Genomic DNA, 20365 nt, shown 5'->3' with positions numbered 1-20365 from the left:
CCTGCCATGACCTCCCCCGCCATCGCATCCGATATCGCGACGCTCTTCGCCGCGCGCAACACCCATGCGGTCGAGGTCGCCGTGCTTCAGCCGGCCGATCCGTTCCTCGACATGGCGGGCGAGGATTTGCGCCGGCGGATTTTTCTCACCGAAAGCGAGACCGGGCAGACGCTTTGCCTGCGGCCGGAATTCACCATTCCGGTCTGCCTCGACCACATTGCCAGCCAGGCCGGCACGCCGCGCCGCTATTCCTATCTCGGCGAGGTGTTTCGCCAGCGCCGCGAGGGCGGCAACGAATTCTTCCAGGCCGGCATCGAGGACCTCGGCGACCGCGACACGGCCGCCGCCGACGCGCGTTCGCTGGCCGACGCGCATGCGCTGCTTTCGCTGGTGCTGCCCGGCCGGGACCTGGCGGTGACGCTTGGCGACCAGACCATTTTCGAGGCGGTGCTGGCAGCGCTTGGCCTGCCGCGCGGCTGGCGCATGCGGCTGGCCCGCGCCTTCGGCTCGGCGCCAATGCTGGAAGCGGCGCTTGCCGACCTCGCCAATCCGCCGCGCAACAGCCAGATCGCCGGCGCGGTGGCAGCGCTTGTCCTCGACGGCGATCTGGAGGCTCTTTCGGCGCATATCGCCGGCGGCATGGAAGAGGCCGGCCTGTCGGCAACGGCCGGGCGTTCGCCGTCCGAGATTGCGCGGCGGCTGATCGAGAAAGCCGAACTGCGCAGCGTCCGGCTGTCGAACGAGGCATTTGCGGCTTTGAAGGGTTTCCTGGCGATCGACGTGCCGCTAGATAGCGCCGCCGGGGCGCTCGCAAGTTTTGCCGCCGATGCCGGGCTTTCGCTGGGAACTGCGCTGGAGAATTTTGCCGCCCGCGCCGCGGCAATCGAAAGCCTCGGTCTGCCGATGTCTGAAATCAGCTACGATGCCGCCTTCGGCCGCCCGCTCGATTATTACACTGGCCTCGTCTTCGAGGTCGCGGCGCAAGGCGGCGACCGGCCGCTGGCCGGTGGTGGCCGCTACGACCGGCTGCTGACGCTGCTCGGCGCCAAGACGCCGATCCCCGGCGTCGGTTTTTCTGTCTGGCTCGACCGCATCGAGGCGCTGCGGGAGACAGCGCCATGATCACGCTGGCGATCCCATCGAAGGGCCGGCTCAAGGAGCAGGCGCTGGAGGTGCTGGCCAAGGCCGGGCTTGCCGTCAGCCTGCCCGGCGACGAGCGCAAATACCGCGCCCGCATCGATGGCCTGGACAGCGTCGAGATAGCCTTCCTGTCGGCTTCCGAGATCGCAGGCGAAATCGGCCAGGGCTCGGTCGATCTCGGCATCACCGGCGAGGACCTGCTGCGCGAAAACCTCGCCGACTGCGAGGCACGCGCCGAAATCATCGCCCGCCTCGGTTTCGGCAATGCCGACGTCGTCGTCGCCGTGCCCGACATCTGGCTCGACGTCGACACCATGGCCGACCTCGACGACGTCGCCGCCGATTTTCGCCAGCGCCATGGCCGGCGGCTCAGGATCGCCACCAAATACTGGCGCCTGACCCAGCAATTCTTTTCGCAAAAGCACGGCATCCAGGTCTACCGCATCGTCGAAAGCCTCGGCGCCACCGAAGGCGCGCCGGCGGCCGGATTGGCCGACATCGTCGTCGACATCACCACGTCAGGCGCGACGCTGCGCGCCAACCATCTCAAGGTGCTCGCCGACGGCGTGATCCTGCGCTCGCAGGCCTGTCTCGTGGCGTCGCGGAAGATGCGCGCTCCGGCCGACGAGGCGATCTTGCGCGATATTGCGGCCAGGATGGCGTTGGTGAACTCGAGTTGACGATTGCGGAGCAGGCGCCGTCGGCCAAGCTGCCAATCTCCCTCCTTGCGGGGGAGATGGCCGGCAGGCCAGAGGGGGGTGCTGTCCCGCCGACCTGTCAGCCAATCAGAGCCTCATCCGTTCCCGGTTGGGGGTGCTGAAGTCGAACTTGGCGATCCTTCGCCCCCCCTCTGCCCTGCCGGGCATCTCACCCGCAAGGGGGGAGATCGGATATCGCCTCGGCCTTTGCCAACCACTAACGTTGGATCCAGCGGTCTAGCCGCGGCACCGACCCGAAGCGATTTTCCTGATGTACAGCAATTTTGTTCTTGCTTTGTGCCGGCAGCTATGCTACTAATCTCGCTATGGTGCCAATTGGCCCCGAACACCCGCCCGCCGTGGCGGGTTTTTTTGTTTTCGGCCCTGACAGGGCGAGTTCCAACCCCAGCCCTACCATCGACGGGATTTCCACCACCCCGCCGGGCTGATAGGCTCGTTCTGTCTGCGGAGGACACGGCGATGCCGATCAATCTCGACGAGTTGAAGAATGCAACCAACCTGCGCGGCAAGCGCGATGGCGGTTCGTTCATTGCGCCGGTTGACGGCACGGCGCATGTCTCCGGTGACCGCAGCGTGCCGTTGCTCAACCTGACCATCCCGGCGCTGTTTGCCGATACGGTCGGCAGATACGGCACGCTCGATGCCGCCGTCTTCGTCGAGCAGGACAAGCGCTTTACCTGGGAGGAACTGTCGGACACCGTCGATGCGCTCGCCGCCGGCTTCCTGGTGCTCGGCCTCGAGAAAGGCGACCGCGTCGGCATCTGGTCGCCGAACCGCTGGGAATGGCTGGTGACGCAATTCGCCACCGCCCGCATCGGCCTGATCCTGGTCAACATCAACCCGGCCTACCGGCTGGTCGAGCTGGAATATGCCTTGAACAAGGTCGGTTGCCGAGCGCTGGTCACCGCCGCCAAGTTCAAGAGCTCCGACTATCTCGGCATGATCGAGACGCTGGCGCCGGAGATCGCCAAGGCGGCGCCGGGCAAGCTCGACGCCAACAGACTGCCGGCGCTGAAGACCGTCATCCGCATGGACGAGGAGAATTCGCCGGGCATGTTCAATTTCGCCGACGTGCTGGCAATGGCCGGGCGCGACGAGCATGACAAGCTGGACCGCATCTCCGACGGGCTGAAACCGGACGACGCCATCAACATCCAGTTCACCAGCGGCACGACCGGCGCGCCGAAGGGCGCGACGCTGACTCACAACAACATCGTCAACAACGGCAATTTCGTCACCGCGGCGATCCGGCTCACCGTCGACGACCTGCTGTGCATCCCGGTGCCGCTCTACCACTGCTTCGGCATGTCGATGGGAACGATGGGCTGCGTCACCAAAGGCGCGACCATGGTTTTCCCGAGCGAGGGTTTCGATGCCGGCGCCACGCTGAAGGCGGTGGCAACGGAACGCTGCACCGCGCTCTACGGCGTGCCGACAATGTTCGTCGGCCTGCTCGATCATCCGGAGTTCGCCTCCTTCGATCTCACCAGCCTGCGCACCGGCATCATGGCCGGCTCGCCATGCCCGATCGAGGTGATGAAGAAGGTGGTGTCGCTGATGCATATGGCCGAGGTGACGATCGCCTATGGCATGACCGAGACCAGCCCGGTGTCGTTCCAGAGCAGCGTCGACGACCCCCTGGAAAAGCGCGTATCGACCGTCGGCCGCGTCCATCCGCATGTCGAGGTCAAGGCCATCGACGCGGAAGGTGCCACCGTCGCCGTTGGCGCGCCGGGCGAGCTCTGCACGCGCGGCTATTCCGTGATGAAGGGCTATTGGGACGACGAGCAGAAGACCCGCGAGGCGGTCGACGCCGACGGCTGGATGCACACCGGCGACCTCGCCACAATCGATGCCGAGGGCTATTGCAACATCGTCGGCCGGGTCAAGGACATGGTCATCCGCGGCGGCGAGAACGTCTATCCGCGCGAGGTCGAGGAATTCCTCTATCGCCACCCCAAGGTCAAGGAGGTGCAGGTGTTCGGCATTCCCGACCCGAAATACGGCGAGGAGCTGTGCGCCTGGATCGTGCTCAAGCCGGGCCAGATCGCCACGGAGCAGGACATCAAGGCCTTCTGCGCCGGCCAGATCGCCCACTTCAAGATCCCGCGCTACATCCGCTTCCGCACCGAATTGCCGATGACGGTGACCGGCAAGCCGCAGAAATACCTGATGCGCCAGGCGATGATCGATGAACTGGGATTGGTGACGCAGAAGACGGCTTGAGCGCGCTTCAGGCTTTCGCAGGGTTCGCAGAAGGGGCTTGCCCAGAAGGGACCTGCAACACGGCTTGCGGAAGGGGCTTGGAATGAGTGGTTTCGCAAGATCGGCGGTTTCCTACGGCATGCCGTTGGCCGCCCTGGCGATGGCTGTCGCGGTCAGGGCCAGCGGGGTGTCGGTGGACGAAGGGTCGCTTGGCACCAGGATATTTATCGGCGCGCTTTCGAGCGCGATGATGTTCACCACCATTTTCGTCGTGCTCGAACACGCCGAGGCGGTGGCTCGGCGTGTTGGCGAGCCGTACGGCACGTTGGTGCTGACCATCGCCGTAACGGCAATCGAAGTGTCGATCATCGTTTCCATCATGCTGCATGGAGCCAACAACCCGACGCTGGCACGCGAGTCCGTCTTCTCGACGGTGATGATCACCTCGACCGGCGTTGTCGGCATGTGTCTGACGTTTGGCGGCTGGCGCCATCGCAAGCAGGCGATCGTCCGCCAAGGGACCAGCGCCTATCTGGCGGTGCTGGTCGCGCTGAGCGTCATGACGCTTATCCTGCCGACCTACACGCGAACCACCGATCCCGGCACGTTTTCGGCGGCGCAACTTGGCTTCGTCAGCGTGCTTTCAGTGCTGCTTTATGCCGGTTTTCTGTTCGCGCAGACTGTCCGCCACCGCGACGATTTCATCGACGGACAAGCACATGGCGCCGCGGCGCAAACCGAGGCCCACGAAAGCATTGCCGCTAGCGCTGTGCTCCTGCTGATCGGGCTGATCGGCATCGTCATGCTGGCCGAACAGGTCGCCGCCAGCGTCGAAGATGCGCTCGTCGCCTATCAGGTGCCCCAGGCCGACGCCATTGTCGGCGCAATGATCGCCGGGCTGGTCTTGATGCCGGAAGCCATCTCGGCGGTTCGCGCCGCACTCAACAACGAGCTGCAGCGCGGCCTGAACGTCGCCATGGGTTCGGCCTGCGCCACGATCGGCCTGACAATACCAGGCATCGCCGCCGCCAGCCTGCTGACCGGAAGAGGGCTGACCCTGGGGCTGCCGGCGACCGACGTGGTGCTTTTGGTCTTGGCGCTTTTCATCTGCAATGTGAGCTTTAGCACCGAGAGGACGACGTTCCTGACCGGCTTGGTGCATCTGGTGGTGTTTTGCACGTATGTGTTTTTGATATTTGTGCCGTGAGGGGGTGGGGGAGGTGGGCGGTCAGAGGCGGATAGGTTAGGAAAACTGCTTGAACGTCTCAATATGGGCCGGTGGCGGTCTGTCCGCTCTTGGTCACCGCTTCTCGAAAGCAGACATCGGTGTGCGGTGCGTCGACGGCTCATTTTGTGGCGGCAAGCCGTGCAAGACGAGCGTCGGTTGACCATCGGGATCACCACCCTGCAGCGCGTGAAAGGTGCAGTGTGGCAGGTCGAAGGTGACGTGTTCGAACTCCATGTGTGTCAGGCTTCTCCAAGAGCGGTCGGACGAGCGATCCTGATGCTGGCCTCGGTGTCTCTGGTTTTGGACATGTGCGTCTCCTCAGGTGCCGGGTGTACTGCGTCAGCCGGCAGTCGGTTTCCGTGACACCGGCCCGCAACCTTCAGAATATGATAGCTCGCGGCAAGGAAGCCGGTGCTGGTTTATCAGAAGGCCCCGCAGGCGGCAGCGGCGGAATGGTCAGAGCCAGCGGCGAACCTCGGCCTTGTAGCGGCGGTAGTCGTCGCCGAACTTCGCTTCGAGATAGCGCTCCTCGCGGGCGATCACCTGCGTCTGGATCGCGATCAGCACCAACGGGAGCAAGGCGAAGGCGATCGGCCCGTCGAAGCCGATCGCAAGGCCGGAATAGATAAGCGCCATGCCGAGATACATGGGATTGCGGGTCCACCGATAAGGACCGGTCGTTGCGATGAGGTCGTTGGCTGCGACGGCGGAACGTTGGTGCCTAGCCGCCGGAACAGCCCCGCCGCCGCAAGCATCATCGCCGCGCCGGCAACGAACAGCAGCGCGCCCGTCGCGACCAGCAACCGCCAGTCGATGCCGAAAGAGCGCAGGGTGACGAACCGCTCCGCCGCCAGCCCCAACAGCAGCGCTCCTAGATAGACGAAGGGCGGAGGGAAGCGCACACCCGCGCTGTCCGGTTCGACGGCCATGCTCATCTCCAATCTGTGCTCTCAAACAAGCATCGACTGCTGGGCTGAGATACCCGCCGTCGCGCCCTGCGATATTGCTGTGGTGACCGAAGCCATGGCTGGGTTTGCAAGATCGCCGGCGGCGTACATTCCGGGTATGCTGGTTTCGCGGCGCTCGTCGGCCTTCAGGGCGATGCCGAGGGGCGTATTGACCGTGGCGAGTCCCAGTGATTCATGCAGGCTTGCGGACGGCTTGTTGCGCGGATGCGCGAACAAGATATCGACTGCGACATCGGGGGCGGTATCGAGCTTGACGGTGGCATTGTGGCCCCTGTGGCGGGCGATTTCGGTGATCCGGCCATCAACGACAGGTATGTTGCGGCGCGCCAGATCGGCCCGGATATCGGGTGCAATGTCGTGACCATCGGCGAAGACCGTCAACGTGTCGGTCCAGTCGTGGTACAGCCTGACATAATTGTGCGACGGCGGGCCGGACCAGACGAGGCCCCAATGCTGGCCGGCGACTTCAAAGCCATCGCAATAGGGGCAGGGTACGATGGACGTGCCCCAGCCTTCGGCAAAGCCCGGAACATCAGGCATCTGGTCGGCAACGCCATAGCTCAGGATCAGTCGCAGCGCCCCAAGGCTTTCGCCAGCGCCAGTGAGGACAGAGAAATCGTCGATGGCGCCGGAGACCCTGTCGGCCCGGGCATTGACCAGCCTGATCGTGGGATAGCGCGCCAGCTGCTGCCGCGCTTCGGCCAGGATGTCCAGCGGTGGCTTGTGATCGTGGCCGAGCAGACCATGCGAGTGGCCGGCGAAGCGGTTGCGCGGCAGGCCGGTATCGAGAACGGTGACCTTGCGGCGGGCACGGCCGAGCTGCAGGGCGGCGGCGAGACCGGCAAAGCTGCCGCCGATGATGATGACGTCATCCATGGTGATGGGCTCCGTATGTGGATGAGGGGTTGGCTTGGGCCTGGCTTGCACATTTTTGACACTGCGTGGTATCGTAATTCAAGAATTATGATACTGTCAAGGACTGGAATTGTCGTGACCGAAAACAGCCAGGGCCGGCGCGGCCGGCCCGCCAATGAGGCGCTTGGCCAAACGATAGTCGACGCCGCGTGCGAACTCTTTGAGGAATTGGGTTTTCATGCGACGACATTGGACAAGGTCGCCCAGCGAGCGAAGATATCCAAGCTCAGCATCTATCGGCACTTCGAGAACAAGGAGGCGCTGTTCAGCGCGGCCATCGCGGCCCGCTGCCATCAGTTTGCACCACAGGCCCTTTTTGAAGGCGTCGACGGTTCGGCCGAAGATCAGCTCATGGCGGTGGGATCATCCCTGCTTCGCACGCTGTTGAACCCGGACGTCCGCAGTGTCGAAGCCATGATCATGGCCGACAAGACGAATCAAAAGTCGTTAAGCAAGCTCCATTACGAAGCCGGCCCCGCCCATGTCATCGCCCAAATCGAGGCCCTGTTGCGTCAGTTGCACGCGAAGGCGGTTCTGAACGTGACCGACCCTCTCCGGTCCGCCCGCTTGTTTGCCGCGCTTATCAAAGGATCCGATCTCCTGATTATCGCACGCTTCGATGAGGCGAGAGCAGAGGACGACAACGAAATCGAATCCTATTGCCGGTCGGCCGTCGCCATGTTCATCGCCGCGCACGGTGGCAACGACCACCCGGGCGGATAGACTAGGAGTACTTGCATGATATTTGGGATGCTCGCATTGACATCAACGCGACTATTATCGTTGGGCAGCGGGCTGACCGGCGGAGTAACCGCTACCACCCCATTCGAGGCCTTAGTGCCGGCTTAGCAGACCGTCAGCTTTCGGGAAGCTGCAATGGTGGTCTGAACGGCAAAAATGCGGCGCAAAGCAGCCATTCAGGATTTGCCGGACCTTGTTGCGGAGCCGCCATGGTGCAGATCGCGGAACTCTAACCCTAGCGGAACCAACCGCCACGCAGCCGATTAACCGGCATGGAGCTCCAAACCACCCAAGGGCCACCCCATGAGCATTCTGCAAACCACGAAGAAGGCCGTCGAGCAGGTCACCGGCATCGCCAGGCCAGACAGGCGAGAGGTCGCCGACCTCCTGAGGCCGCGCAAAGCGAATGCATTTCGGTTCAGGGATGACGGGCTGGTGCCCAACCATCCGTTCTGGCCGCTGGTCGTCTATCGCGGCGCCGTGACGCTGCCCGAAGACTTCGATCCGGCGGCTGTCATGGAGGCGCTTTTTGAAGCCAATGGCTGGGGCGATAGCTGGCGCAACGGCATCTACAACTACGTTCACTACCATTCGCGCATACATGAGGTGCTGGGCGTCGCGCGCGGCACGGCCAAGGTCCGCTTTGGCGGCAGCAAGGGACGAACGCTGTCGCTGAAGGCCGGCGACGTCGCGGTGCTTCCGGCCGGCACCGGACACCAGCGTCTTTCCGCATCCGACGACCTTCTGGTCGTCGGCGCCTATCCTCCTTCCGGCACCTATGACGAATGCACGACCGCCGCCGACCATGCCAAGGCGGTCGCGACGATCCCCAGGGTCGACCGCCCGCGGAAGGACCCTGTCTACGGAAGCAAAGGCCCGTTGCTCGCAGCCTGGAAAAGGGACTGAAGTCGTTCCTTTCGAAGGGGCTTGCGGGTTGGCTTCGGGGCTCAAACCGAACCGTTGACCAACACCTACGGCGCCACCGACGAAGAAGGCCGCCTTGTAGATAGCGAAGCGGATCGTGCCGCTGTCGGCGTGCACAGGGCAGGCAATCAGGCTTGGTACTATATTATTGCAGTGACCCTGCCCGACGCATCGAGGCGGCAACTGACTTGCGCCTGTCGGACTTCGATGCCGCCTTTTCTTGCGTAGTCTATTCGCACCTCGATCGGCGCCGTGAGTGCACCCCGAAGTTGACGCAAGGCGCCTGCGCTTGCCGCGTGGACACGGACGGCGCCCAGCGGCGTTGCAGCGGCTATGATCGCCGCGCGGCAGGCTCGCACGACCGCAATCGGCGTACCGGGTTTCGGTGTCAGTGGCCCCAGAGATCCAAACGGATACCCCTTGGTGAAGTCACCCTCACCGGCTTTGGAAGGCCTGAGGACGGGTGGCAGCACGATGAATTGCCTGGCGGTCTTGGCAGAGGCAGGGGCCGTCGCTGCAGTCGAACTGTCGGGTGCGGTAGCCGCCTCGTTTTCGGCGGACGGATCGTCGCCCACACTGGCACTTGTGCTTGTGTCACCAACGTTGCCGCTGGCACCAACGCCTGCGTCGACTGATCCGTCATCTGCACCGACCGAAGCTCCAACATTTGCTCCGCCTACGCCCTCGACGCTCGTGCCCGCCCCCACAGATACGCCTTGCGAACCGGCGCTCACTCCAGCACTGACCCCGACACCGCCGGCCCTACCGCCCACACCTGCTTCAAGAGCGGAGGCAGGCCCAATTGTGATCCCGATCGTCAACGCGGCTGCGACATACTTCTTCATTGTCATCTCCCCTGCGGCTTTCGCTCCCTAGTCTTCACTGGCGCGGCTCGCCGTTTTTGGATGGCCGTATTGGAAGCAATGCGGCGGGAAGAGGTATGGTTGCCAGCAGAGCAGTTTGCGGCGACTTTTGGACCTTCACTTTCTGTTTTTTCGGCAAGTCCGGTTTACGGGCTGGTTGGGCGCCCGAACGCGATAACCTACTTGCAAGTGCACTCGCGGGGGTACGTGCTTTCGGCGCGCGCTCCACAGCCGCAGTGCGACGCTTACCCTTGACAATATCAATTGCCTCGCGCGCGGTACTGAGGCGGCGGGCTAGACCGATAGCCTTTTCACGCTCCTGGTCCAGCGCGGCACTCAAATCTACCGAGTTCTGCTTTAAAACATCGCGTTCCCGGCGAACAATATCGAGGTCACGTACAGCTGAATCTGCTCGTTCGCGTCCCCGTTCGAGTGTTTCTCGAGCCTGCTTTAGAGCGGCCTCGGCCACCTGTCGGTCCCTTATGGCGTTGGCCTGCTCGACGGCTGCCAGATTTGCGCCTTTCTTAAGAGCATCGATAGTTTGGCGAGCCGTGGTAAGTTCTTGTTCCAAGAGCTCAACCTTGTGCCGCTCCTCATCAAGCGTTCGCTTCGCAGCAAGCTGGGATGCGTCCATAGAGGGGTGCGCTCCAAGCGCGGCAGTCTTCTCGCTGTTCCAGAGACTGGCTTCGGCCCTGTAGCTTTCGATAACGCGCTGCGCCGCCTCCAGATCGAGCGCGAGCGCTTCGTCTGTTCGCTGCTGCTCATTTAGGGCTTGTGCTTGCTGAGCCACCGTGTCTGCCAGTACGTGCGCCTGGGCGCTTAGCTCACGTGCGCCGCGCTGCATAACGTCCAGCTCCGCTCGTGCTGCGGCCAATTCGCGGCGTAAAGCCTCCTCATGCTCGCCGAGCGGCGTTTGCGCGCCCTCCTTGAGTGCCCGTGCCTTGAGTGCCCGTGCCTTGAGTGCCCGTGTTTCGCTGAGCACCAGCTCTCTAGATATAGGGGATCGGAGCGCGCTCGGTTGTGGCTTGCCCGGTTCTTTGCCGACCTCGGTGTGTTCGGAAACCGCGACCGACGAGCTGTCGTTAGCTGTGGTAACCGCTGACGCTTCGGGCGCCAACTGACCATTTGCCGGAGATACCAACGCCAGAACGAGGCATAACGGAATGAGGGATGGTATGGCGTTGCACCCCCTGCCGCGTATCCCGTGAAGTAAAATCAAGGGCCGTGGTTTAATAAAGGTGAAGTCACAGCGGAGACATTTTGACCTGGTACTCTGCGCATGATTCATCACTGAACCTCACCGATCGCGGCCCTCACCGCTATTGTATTCTCCACTTACTGCACGCCGCGGATGCCGCACCAAAAAGATCAATGCTAGTGAAGCACCCTCGGCAACGCCAAAGCACGGAATTGCGCGCAAAGGCTGTTTCCTATTTCCTTAGTTGTCATCATTCGAACAAACGGAACTTTCGGCTTTCGGGATGACCATCTTCCCTACCCAACGGCTGTGATGCGGCGCAAAGCAGCCATTCAGGTCTGCGAAGGTCGATTTCGAGTCAACACCAGACTAAAAAGGTTGAAGTCGTTCCTTTAGAAGGGGCTTGCGGTCCGCTTCGGCCTAAACCAGACCATTGACCGACACCCCCCGCCGCTCACGCCGCAAGCACCGCCGCATCCAGCCCGCGGATGATCTTGGCCAGTTCGACGCATTCGTCGTGGCGGACCTTGTTGCGCCGCCAGGCGAGGCAGATCGTGCGTTGCGGCATTGGTTCCTGGAACGGCACGATCTTCAGATCGGGGATAGTGCTGGCCGGTCCCGCCGCCATTTCCGGGATGAGCGTCACGCCGAGCCCGTGCGCCACCATCTGTAAGAGCGTCGTCAGGCTGGTCGCGCCATAGCTTGCCATCGCCACCGGCCGCACGCTGCCGCAGACGGCGAGCGCCTGTTCGCGCAGGCAATGGCCTTCCTCCAGCAGCATCAGCCGCTCCAGTGCCGGGCTTTCCGGCGCCACCGGCGGCGAGGCGAAGGCGGGGTCGCCGGCCGGCACGGCCAGGAAGAACCGGTCGGAGAACAGCGCCTCGGTGACCAGGCCTGGGTAATCGAGGGGTAGTGCCGCGACGAAGGCGTCGAGCTTTCCCGAAGCCGTGTCCTCGACCAGCGAAGCGGTCACCGCCTCGCGCAATTCGAGTTGCAATGCCGGGAAATGCCGTTTCAGCTTCGGCAGCACATGCGGCAAGAGATAGGGCGCCACCGTCGGGATGATGCCGAGCCGGAAGCGGCCCTCTAGCGCCGGGCGGCCGCGCCGGGCCGTCGCCTCGACGTCGCGGACGTCGGCAAGAATGCGCTCGATGCGCGGCAGTAGGGCCTGCGCCTCGTCGGTCATCCGCACCGCCTTGCCGCCGCGCTCGAACAACCGGCAATTGAGCCGCAGCTCCATCTCGGCGATCTGCGAAGAAAGCGCCGGCTGGCTGACGCCGGCGAGTTTTGCCGCACGGCCGAAATGCAGCGTTTGCGCCAGCGCTTCGAAATAATGCATCTGCCGGACGGTCAAGCCAATCATAAGGAAAACCTATCAGAATAAACAGCAAAGGCAATTTGTCTTTATCGGCTGGGCAGGCTAGTCTGGAACCATTCCAGAATGGCGCGGCTGCTGGCCCTGCCCGGAAAATCAACAAAATCCCGGAAAATCAACAAAATCGGAGGCAAAGATGGACGCGAAAACCGACGACAACAGCGCCGGCAAATGCCCGGTCCCACATGGATCGGCCAGGAGGAGCAATCGTGACTGGTGGCCGAACCAGCTTGACCTTGCCGTCCTCCACCAGCAGTCCAGCCTCTCGGACCCGATGGACGAGGACTTCGACTACGCCAAGGAATTCAAGAGCCTCGATCTCGATACGGTGATCAGGGATCTGCACCAGGTGATGACCGATTCGCAGGATTGGTGGCCGGCCGATTTTGGCCATTACGGCCCGCTCTTCATCCGCATGGCCTGGCACAGCGCCGGCACCTATCGCATCGGCGATGGCCGTGGCGGCGCCGGCGCCGGCCAGCAGCGTTTCGCGCCGCTCAACAGCTGGCCGGACAACGCCAATCTCGACAAGGCGCGCCGGCTGCTGTGGCCGATCAAGCAGAAATATGGCAGGAAAATCTCCTGGGCCGACCTGTTGATCCTCACCGGCAACGTCGCGCTGGAATCGATGGGCTTCAAGACCTTCGGCTTCGCCGGCGGCCGCGCCGATGTCTGGGAGCCCGAGCAGGACGTCGACTGGGGGTCGGAAACCAAGTGGCTCGACGACGAGCGCTATTCCGGCGACCGCGAACTTCAGGGCCATCTCGGCGCCGTGCAGATGGGGCTGATCTACGTCAACCCGGAAGGACCGAACGGCACGCCCGATCCATTGGCCTCGGCACGCGACATCCGCGAAACCTTCGCCCGCATGGCCATGAACGATGAGGAAACCGTGGCGCTCATCGCCGGCGGTCACACCTTCGGCAAGACCCACGGCGCCGGCGATGCGTCGCTGGTCGGGGCGGAGCCGGAAGGCGCAGGCATCGAAGCGCAGGGCCTCGGGTGGTCGAGCAAGCATGCCACCGGCATTGCCGGCGATGCCATCACCTCGGGCCTCGAGGTGACGTGGACCACGACGCCGACCAAATGGAGCAACAACTTCTTCGACAATCTGTTCAACTACGAATGGGAACTGACCAAGAGCCCGGCCGGCGCCCATCAGTGGACACCGAAGGGCGGCGCCGGTGCAGGCACCGTGCCGGATGCGCACGATGCCTCGAAGCGCCGCGCCCCGGCGATGCTGACCACCGACCTCGCGCTACGCGTCGACCCGGCCTACGAGAAGATCTCGCGGCGGTTCCACCAGAATCCGGATCAGTTCGCCGATGCCTTCGCGCGCGCCTGGTTCAAGCTGACCCATCGCGACATGGGTCCCGTCGTCCGCTATCTCGGCCCGCTCGTGCCGAAGGAAGAGCTGATCTGGCAGGATCCGATACCGGCAGTCGACCACGAACTGGTCGGCGAACAGGATATCGCCTCGCTGAAGGCGAAGATCCTGGCCTCCGGCCTGTCCGTTTCCGAACTGGTCTCGACCGCCTGGGCCTCAGCCTCGACTTTCCGCGGCTCCGACAAGCGCGGCGGCGCCAACGGCGCACGCGTCCGGCTGGCGCCGCAGAAGGATTGGGAGGTCAACCAGCCGGCGCAGCTGGCCAAGGTGCTCGAAAAGCTTGAAAGCATCCAGAGCGAGTTCAACGCCTCGCAGGCAGGCGACAAGAAGGTCTCGCTTGCCGACCTCATCGTTCTCGGCGGCGTCGCCGCGGTCGAGAAGGCGGCCAAGGACGGCGGCCATGACGTCAAGGTGCCGTTCACGCCAGGCCGCATGGACGCCTCGCAGGAACAGACCGACGTCCAGTCCTTCGCCGCGCTCGAGCCGAAAGTCGATGGCTTCCGCAACTACGTCAGGGGCAAGCCGCCGATGTCGGTCGAAGCGATGCTGGTCGACCGGGCGCAGCTGCTGACCTTGACGGCGCCGGAGATGACGGTGCTTGTCGGCGGGCTGCGGGTGCTCGGCGCCAACACCGGCCAGTCGAAGCACGGGGTGTTCACCGACAGGCCGGGCACGTTGACCAATGATTTCTTCGTCAACCTGCTCAGCATGAATACGGTCTGGGATCCGGCCGCCGGCTCCGATGAAGTCTACCAAGCGCGCGACCGCAAGACCAAGGCGGTCAAGTGGACCGGCACCCGCGCCGACCTGATCTTCGGCTCGCACGCGCAGTTGCGTGCACTTGCCGAGGTTTACGGCTCGGCCGACGCCGGGCAGAAGTTCGTCAGGGATTTCGCCGCGGCCTGGACCAAGGTGATGAACGCCGACCGTTTTGACCTCGCGGCCTGATCCAGCACACGAAGTTCTCGACGCAACAAAAAAGGCGCGGGCCTCGACCCGCGCCTTTTCGTTGGGCCTCCGAAAAGTCAGTCCTTCTCGAAGATACCGGCCTTGGCAACCACGCCGGCAATGGCGCCGCCGATCAGCGGCGCGACGATGAACAGCCACAGCTGGCCGATCGCCGCAGTTCCCGAAAACAGCGCCGGTCCGATCGAACGGGCCGGGTTGAGCGATGTGCCGGTCACCGGGATGATGGCGAAATGCAGGCCGGCCAGCGTCAGGCCGATTACGAGGCCGGCGAAGGCCGTGGTGTGCTTGGCGTTGGTGACGCCGAGGATCACCGTGACGAAGGTGAAGGTTCCGATCAGCTCCCACAGGAAGGCCGAGCTGACGCCCCATTTCGTCACGTCCCAGCCATTGGCGCCGAAGCCGCCGGTGTGGCCGCCGACCTGTCCGGAGACGATGATCCACAGTGCCAGCGATGCGATGATGGCGCCGATGACCTGCGCGATCCAGTAGGGAATGACGTCCCTGGCCGGCATCCGCCCGGCGAGGAACACACCGAGCGTCACCGCCGGATTGAGGTGCGCGCCGGAAATCGGGCCGATCGCATAGGCCGCCGCAATCAGGCCGATGCCGAATGCCAGACCGATACCTTCCTGGCCAAGCGGCAGCGCGCCGCCGAAGCCGCCCGTCACCACCGAAGCCGTGCCGATGAACACCAATAGAAACGTGCCTAGAACTTCCGCCAGATAAGCTTTCATTGCCCTCTCCTCGTGTCGACCCGCGGCTCCGCCTTTTTCTGCGACGCGAATCACCGCGCAAAGAGTATTCGCAACCGCAAAAGTTGCAAAGCAGAGCAGTTGCACCAGCCGGCGTGCTTGCGCCCACCAGACAAGAACATTAGAAGCTTGTAATATATTGATCGAATTATTTGGTTCCGCATGCCGACGCCCGCTTGGTGGCGGCGGCTCGCGATGCACGAACCCACATTCGTCACCCGCCTTGCATGGATTGTCTCGCCGTCGGGGAAACAGAACTGTTTCAATCAGGACACGAAAAGCTCTAAGAGCAGGGCCGGATTTTATTTTGCTGAGTAATGGAAGACGACAATGAGACTGGGCGGGCGGCTGGCGGCAGCCATCGAAGTGCTTGACGACATTGGCCGGCGCCACCGGCCGGTGGCCGATGCGCTGAAGGACTGGGGCCTGTCGCACCGCTTCGCCGGTGGCGGCGACCGCGCCGCGATCGGCAACATCGTCTACGACGCGCTGCGCCGCAAACGCTCCGCCGGCTGGCTGCTCGGCGAGGAGACGCCGCGCGCCATCGGCTTCGGCGCGCTGCTGCTCGAATGGGGCCAGACGGCGCAGTCGCTGAACGAGGCGCTCGAGGGCGACAAGTTCGCGCCGCCGCTGCTGAGCGCCGACGAATTGAAAACCCTCGCCGCTCGCCGGCTCACCGACGCGCCGCCGGCTGTCAGGGCAGACATCCCCGACTGGTGCATGCCGCTGTTCGAGCGGGCGTTCGGCACGGCCTGGGTGGAAGAGGGTGCCGCGCTTGGCACTCGCCCGCCGCTCGACCTCAGGGTCAACACGCTCAAGGCCGATCGTGGCAAGGTGCTGGCGGAATTGGCGGAGACCGGCGCCAAGCCTGCGCGGATCGCGCCGCACGGCATCCGCATCCCGCCGATCGACGGCGACGGCAGGCACCCGAACGTGCAGGCCGAACCGGCCTTCCAGAAAGGCTGGTTCGAGGTTCAGGACGAAGGTTCGCAGATTGCAGCCGAACTGGCCGGCGCCGAGCCTGGCATGCAGGTGCTCGACTTTTGTGCCGGCGCCGGCGGCAAGACGCTGGCGCTGTCCGCGGCAATGGACAATCGCGGCCAGATCTTCGCCCACGATGCCGAGAAGGCAAGGCTGGCGCCGATATTCGACCGCATCCGCCGCTCGGAAAACCGCAATGTGCAGATCGTCACCAAGCCGGCCGAGCTTGCGCCGCTCGGCAAGCACATGGATATCGTCCTGATCGATGCGCCCTGCACCGGCAGCGGCACGTGGCGGCGCCGGCCGGATGCCAAATGGCGGCTGACGCAAAGGCAGCTCGACGCCCGCAAGGGCGAGCAGGAGACGATACTCGATGCCGCCAAGGACTTCGTCAAACCCGGCGGCCTGCTGGTCTACATCACCTGTTCGGTGTTCGACGAGGAGAATGGCGACCAGGTTTCGGCCTTCCGGGACCGCCATCCCGGCTTTGTCCCGGTCGATCACCGCCAGCTTTGGGACAGCCGTTTTGCGGGCCACGAAGCGGCAGTGCGTATTGGCGCCGCGGGCGGCATTTCGCTGTCGCCGTTGCTGAGCGGCACCGACGGCTTTTATTTCTGCGCGCTGCGGCGGGCTGGCTGAACGGTTGCCGGATGTCGCCGATCTCGCTTCTTATCAGCAGGTTTAGCCAATTGCTGCAGTGCAGCATTTGCGATTGCCTGCCGCCCACCCCTCTGCGATAAATGCCTCTACAATAAGATTTGTCGAGAAACGAAGGGCGACGGCCATGGCAGCAAAGATCGTTCCTGCTCCCGATTATGAGGACCGCGTCAGGACGTCCTTCGCGCGCCAGAACGCGATGATGACGATTGGCGCCGAGCTGACGCTGGTGACGCCCGGTATCATCGAGATCGAAATGCCCTATTCGTCGGCACTGACCCAGCAGCACGGCTTTCTTCATGCCGGCGTCATTTCGACGGCTCTCGATTCGGCCTGTGGCTATGCGGCATTCTCGCTGATGCCGGAAAATTCCGGCGTGCTGACCATCGAGTTCAAGGTCAATCTGCTGGCGCCCGGCCGGGGCGAGCGCTTCCTGTTCCGCGGCTCGGTGACCAAGCCCGGTCGCACCATTATCGTCGCCGATGGCCAGGCCTATGCGTTCGCCACCGACGGCGAGGCCAAGTTGATCGCCACGATGACCGGAACGATGATGACGGTGCTCGGCCGCGACGATATCGAGGGCTGAGGAACGGGCAGGGGAGGACAGACGATCATGGCCGGCAAGACACCTGGTGAGCTCACCCTGATTTCCGGCAAGTCCGTTCTCTTCGTCATGGCGGCCGAAGCCGAATACGGCCCACACTTGCAGCGGCTGTTCACGCCGCTGATGACCGGCGTCGGGCCGGTCGAGGCCGGCGTCGGGCTCAGCGCCGAACTGTCCCGGCTGCACGCCGGGAAGGCGCTGCCGGATCTGGTCGTGTCGCTCGGTTCGGCGGGCAGCCGGATGCTGGAGCAGACGGAAATCTACCAGGCCGTTTCGGTCGCCTACCGCGACATGGACGCTTCGCCCTTGGGTTTCGAGAAGGGCGCCACGCCGTTTCTCGACCTGCCTGTCGGTGTGCCGCTACCGTTCAGGATACCGGGCATCAGGCCGGCGACGCTGTCCACCGGCGCGGCAATCGTCTCCGGCGCCGCCTACGACGCGGTCGCCGCTGATATGGTCGACATGGAGACCTTCGCCTGCCTGCGCGCCTGTCAGCTGTTCGACGTGCCGCTTATCGGCCTGCGCGGCATTTCCGACGGGGCGGCCGATCTGAGACACGTCGGCGACTGGACGGAATACCTGCATGTCATCGACGAGAAGCTGGCCGGGGCGGTGCAACTGCTGGAACAGGCGATCGCGTCTGACACGCTGCAGTTTTGACCTGTCCCATTAAGATGCGGATTCGGAGTGAGAGAGACGCCCCGCAACCCATTGCGCCGACTCGTTTCTTTCTTTAAACGCTCGCCATGAAAACAGCCAATCATCCCGACACCGTCCTGATTGTCGATTTCGGCAGCCAGTTCACTCAGCTGATTGCCCGCCGCATTCGCGAGGCCGGCGTCTTTTCCGAGATCGTGCCCTTCCAGTCGGCTGAGGCGGCGTTCAAGCGCATCAATCCAAAGGCGGTGATCCTGTCCGGCGGTCCGGCCTCGACCAGCGACATCGGCAGTCCGCGCGCGCCACAGATCGTCTTCGACGCCGGCGTGCCGGTGCTCGGCATCTGCTATGGCCAGATGGCGATGTGCGTGCAGATGGGCGGCGTCGCCGAAAGCTCCGACCATCGCGAGTTCGGCCGCGCCTTCGTCGAGATCGCCAAGGACAGCCCGTTGTTCGAGGGCCTGTGGGCGCCCGGCCAGCGCCACCAGGTGTGGATGAGCCATGGCGACCGTGTCATCTCCCTGCCGAAGGGATTCGAGGTGCTCGGAAAATCGGAGGGCTCGCCCTTCGCCATCTTCGGCAATGTCGAGCGCAAGATGTACGGCCTCATGTTCCACCCCGAAGTGGTGCACACGCCGGACGGCGCCAAGCTGCTCCAAAACTTCGTCCACAACATCGCCGGCATCGAAGGCGACTGGACGATGCGGGCCTACCGTGAGCACGCGGTCGAGACGATCCGCAAGCAGGTCGGCAAGGGCAAGGTGATCTGCGCGCTTTCGGGCGGCGTCGATTCCTCGGTCGCGGCCCTGCTGATCCACGAGGCGGTCGGCGATCAGCTGACCTGCATCCTCGTCGACCACGGGCTGATGCGCAAGGACGAGGCGGCCGGCGTGGTGGAGATGTTTCGCCAGCACTACAATCTGCCGCTGATCCTGGTCGATGCTTCGGACCGTTTTATCGGCGCGCTCGAGGGCGAGTCGGATCCGGAGAAGAAGCGCAAGACCATCGGCCGGCTGTTCATTGAAGTGTTCGAGGAGGAGGCCGAGAAGCTGGGCGGCGCCGACTTCCTGGCGCAAGGCACGCTCTATCCCGACGTCATCGAAAGCGTCTCTTTCACCGGCGGACCGTCGGTGACGATCAAGTCGCACCACAATGTCGGAGGCCTACCCGCGCGCATGAACATGCAGCTGGTCGAGCCGCTGCGCGAATTGTTCAAGGACGAGGTGAGGGCGCTCGGCAAGGAGCTCAGCCTGCCCGACAGCTTCATCGGCCGGCATCCGTTCCCCGGCCCCGGTCTCGCCATCCGCTGCCCGGGCGGCATCACCCGCGAAAAGCTGGAGATACTGCGCGAGGCCGACGCCATCTATCTGGATGAGATCCGCAAGGCCGGCCTCTACGACGCCATCTGGCAGGCCTTCGCCGTGCTGCTGCCGGTGCAGACCGTCGGCGTGATGGGTGACGGCCGCACCTACGAATTCGTCTGCGCGCTGCGCGCCGTCACCTCGGTCGACGGCATGACGGCCGACTTCTACCATTACGACATGGCATTCCTGGGCGCCGCCGCCACCCGCATCATCAACGAGGTGCGCGGCATCAACCGCGTCGTCTACGACGTGACGAGCAAACCGCCAGGCACGATCGAGTGGGAGTGAGGAGGGAGTGCGGTGGAGTAGTATCGGATAGCAGAGGACACTCGAGCGAATCCTAGGCCATCGATAGCAGCCGATAGGTTCTAGGCGACCGGCAGATCTGCCGCTGTGTCGGGCGTCTCCCCGCTCTTCGAACGGCGCCCATACTCCGTCGGGCCCACCCCAACCTTCGCGACTTTGTGGCCTTCAAATATTCGGTCGCGCGCTGCTCGAAGAAGTTAGCGCGCGACCAGTTCTCGGCGTCGACCACACGGTCGTAGATCGATTACTGCTCCTTCTTGAACAGGTCCTGGAAGATGAGCTGGCCCCACGTGCGGCCGCGTGCGTGAACCAGCGCGCCACCCTCGCTGAGCTTTCCCAGCTTGACGGGTGCGAACCCGAGTTGTTTGGCCAAGGCCGCCACCGGAGCGGTCGCGTCCTCGTCGTCGCTCGA

At 63.8% G+C, this 20365-nt stretch carries 16 protein-coding genes and 2 pseudogenes; 11 read left to right on the top strand and 7 right to left on the bottom strand.

All coding sequences use genetic code 11. From position 1 onward, the window contains the following. The first annotated feature begins 6 nt into the window (after positions 1 to 6). From NKH29_RS19505 to NKH29_RS19490, 4 genes are all read left to right on the top strand, one after another. Positions 7 to 1122, top strand: a complete 1116-nt coding sequence (locus NKH29_RS19505) for an ATP phosphoribosyltransferase regulatory subunit (protein ID WP_352817634.1) — start codon at positions 7 to 9, stop codon at positions 1120 to 1122. Further along, positions 1119 to 1820 carry an ATP phosphoribosyltransferase gene (gene hisG / locus NKH29_RS19500; RefSeq protein ID WP_352592594.1) on the top strand — a complete coding sequence of 234 codons (702 nt, stop codon included), beginning with the start codon at positions 1119 to 1121 and terminating at the stop codon, positions 1818 to 1820. Before NKH29_RS19505 ends, hisG begins: the two co-directional genes overlap by 4 nt. Before the next feature lie 498 nt (positions 1821 to 2318). Continuing rightward, the gene (locus tag NKH29_RS19495) at positions 2319 to 4085 is read left to right on the top strand and encodes an AMP-binding protein (RefSeq protein WP_352852443.1); all 1767 of its coding nucleotides are present in this window, start codon (positions 2319 to 2321) and stop codon (positions 4083 to 4085) included. Between the two features lie 82 nt (positions 4086 to 4167). Further along, entirely contained in the window at positions 4168 to 5271 is a 1104-nt protein-coding gene (locus tag NKH29_RS19490; RefSeq protein WP_352852444.1) for a calcium:cation antiporter, read from the top strand. Positions 5272 to 5364: 93 nt separating this feature from the next. Here the strand turns inward: NKH29_RS19490 and NKH29_RS19485 are convergent, their stop codons facing one another. The 3 genes and pseudogenes from NKH29_RS19485 to NKH29_RS19475 all read right to left on the bottom strand — a co-directional run bounded on the left by NKH29_RS19485 (position 5365) and on the right by NKH29_RS19475 (position 7136). After that, the gene (locus tag NKH29_RS19485; protein WP_352852445.1) at positions 5365 to 5526 is read right to left on the bottom strand and encodes a hypothetical protein; all 162 of its coding nucleotides are present in this window, start codon (positions 5524 to 5526) and stop codon (positions 5365 to 5367) included. 222 nt (positions 5527 to 5748) lie between these two features. Further along, a pseudogene (locus NKH29_RS19480) lies at positions 5749 to 6221 on the bottom strand (methyltransferase family protein). A 21-nt stretch (positions 6222 to 6242) separates the two neighbouring features. After that, the gene (locus NKH29_RS19475; protein WP_023716485.1) at positions 6243 to 7136 is read right to left on the bottom strand and encodes an NAD(P)/FAD-dependent oxidoreductase; all 894 of its coding nucleotides are present in this window, start codon (positions 7134 to 7136) and stop codon (positions 6243 to 6245) included. 114 nt (positions 7137 to 7250) lie between these two features. Between NKH29_RS19475 and NKH29_RS19470 the strand changes: the two genes are divergently transcribed. Beyond that, positions 7251 to 7898, top strand: coding sequence for a TetR/AcrR family transcriptional regulator (locus tag NKH29_RS19470; RefSeq protein ID WP_023716486.1), 648 nt, complete (start codon positions 7251 to 7253; stop codon positions 7896 to 7898). A 321-nt stretch (positions 7899 to 8219) separates the two neighbouring features. After that, positions 8220 to 8822 carry a cupin domain-containing protein gene (locus NKH29_RS19465; RefSeq protein ID WP_352592609.1) on the top strand — a complete coding sequence of 201 codons (603 nt, stop codon included), beginning with the start codon at positions 8220 to 8222 and terminating at the stop codon, positions 8820 to 8822. An 897-nt stretch (positions 8823 to 9719) separates the two neighbouring features. Here NKH29_RS19465 and NKH29_RS19455 read toward each other — a convergent pair. Further along, positions 9720 to 10685 (bottom strand): coiled-coil domain-containing protein, encoded by a 966-nt coding sequence (locus NKH29_RS19455; RefSeq protein ID WP_353000433.1) that lies wholly within the window; start codon positions 10683 to 10685, stop codon positions 9720 to 9722. Positions 10686 to 11355: 670 nt separating this feature from the next. Next, complete coding sequence (locus tag NKH29_RS19450) at positions 11356 to 12264, bottom strand: hydrogen peroxide-inducible genes activator (RefSeq protein ID WP_023716489.1); 909 nt, start codon at positions 12262 to 12264, stop codon at positions 11356 to 11358. A 148-nt stretch (positions 12265 to 12412) separates the two neighbouring features. Between NKH29_RS19450 and katG the strand changes: the two genes are divergently transcribed. After that, positions 12413 to 14611: a catalase/peroxidase HPI gene (gene katG / locus NKH29_RS19445; RefSeq protein WP_023716490.1), complete on the top strand. Its 2199-nt coding sequence runs from the start codon at positions 12413 to 12415 to the stop codon at positions 14609 to 14611. A gap of 77 nt (positions 14612 to 14688) precedes the next feature. Here katG and NKH29_RS19440 read toward each other — a convergent pair whose 3' ends face one another. Then, positions 14689 to 15366 carry an MIP/aquaporin family protein gene (locus tag NKH29_RS19440; RefSeq protein ID WP_023716491.1) on the bottom strand — a complete coding sequence of 226 codons (678 nt, stop codon included), beginning with the start codon at positions 15364 to 15366 and terminating at the stop codon, positions 14689 to 14691. 348 nt (positions 15367 to 15714) lie between these two features. Between NKH29_RS19440 and NKH29_RS19435 the strand changes: the two genes are divergently transcribed. The 4 genes from NKH29_RS19435 (at position 15715) to guaA (ending at position 19935) form a co-directional block, all read left to right on the top strand. Beyond that, positions 15715 to 17004 carry an RsmB/NOP family class I SAM-dependent RNA methyltransferase gene (locus NKH29_RS19435; protein ID WP_023716492.1) on the top strand — a complete coding sequence of 430 codons (1290 nt, stop codon included), beginning with the start codon at positions 15715 to 15717 and terminating at the stop codon, positions 17002 to 17004. A gap of 145 nt (positions 17005 to 17149) precedes the next feature. Next, on the top strand, positions 17150 to 17608 hold the full coding sequence (locus tag NKH29_RS19430) for a PaaI family thioesterase (RefSeq protein WP_023716493.1): 459 nt from the start codon (positions 17150 to 17152) through the stop codon (positions 17606 to 17608). Between the two features lie 27 nt (positions 17609 to 17635). Next, the gene (locus NKH29_RS19425; RefSeq protein ID WP_023716494.1) at positions 17636 to 18286 is read left to right on the top strand and encodes a 5'-methylthioadenosine/S-adenosylhomocysteine nucleosidase; all 651 of its coding nucleotides are present in this window, start codon (positions 17636 to 17638) and stop codon (positions 18284 to 18286) included. An 86-nt stretch (positions 18287 to 18372) separates the two neighbouring features. Next, positions 18373 to 19935 carry a glutamine-hydrolyzing GMP synthase gene (gene guaA, locus NKH29_RS19420; RefSeq protein WP_353000431.1) on the top strand — a complete coding sequence of 521 codons (1563 nt, stop codon included), beginning with the start codon at positions 18373 to 18375 and terminating at the stop codon, positions 19933 to 19935. Between the two features lie 262 nt (positions 19936 to 20197). On the opposite strand, the pseudogene NKH29_RS19415 reads toward guaA, so the two are convergent. Then, a pseudogene (locus tag NKH29_RS19415) lies at positions 20198 to 20365 on the bottom strand (NADP oxidoreductase coenzyme); the annotation flags it as partial.

It is taken from the genome of Mesorhizobium sp. M1295, from assembly GCF_040318135.1.
GTDB lineage: Bacteria > Pseudomonadota > Alphaproteobacteria > Rhizobiales > Rhizobiaceae > Mesorhizobium.
The sequence above is the reverse complement of the archived record's forward strand: the minus strand, read 5'-3'. Positions and strand labels throughout refer to the sequence as shown.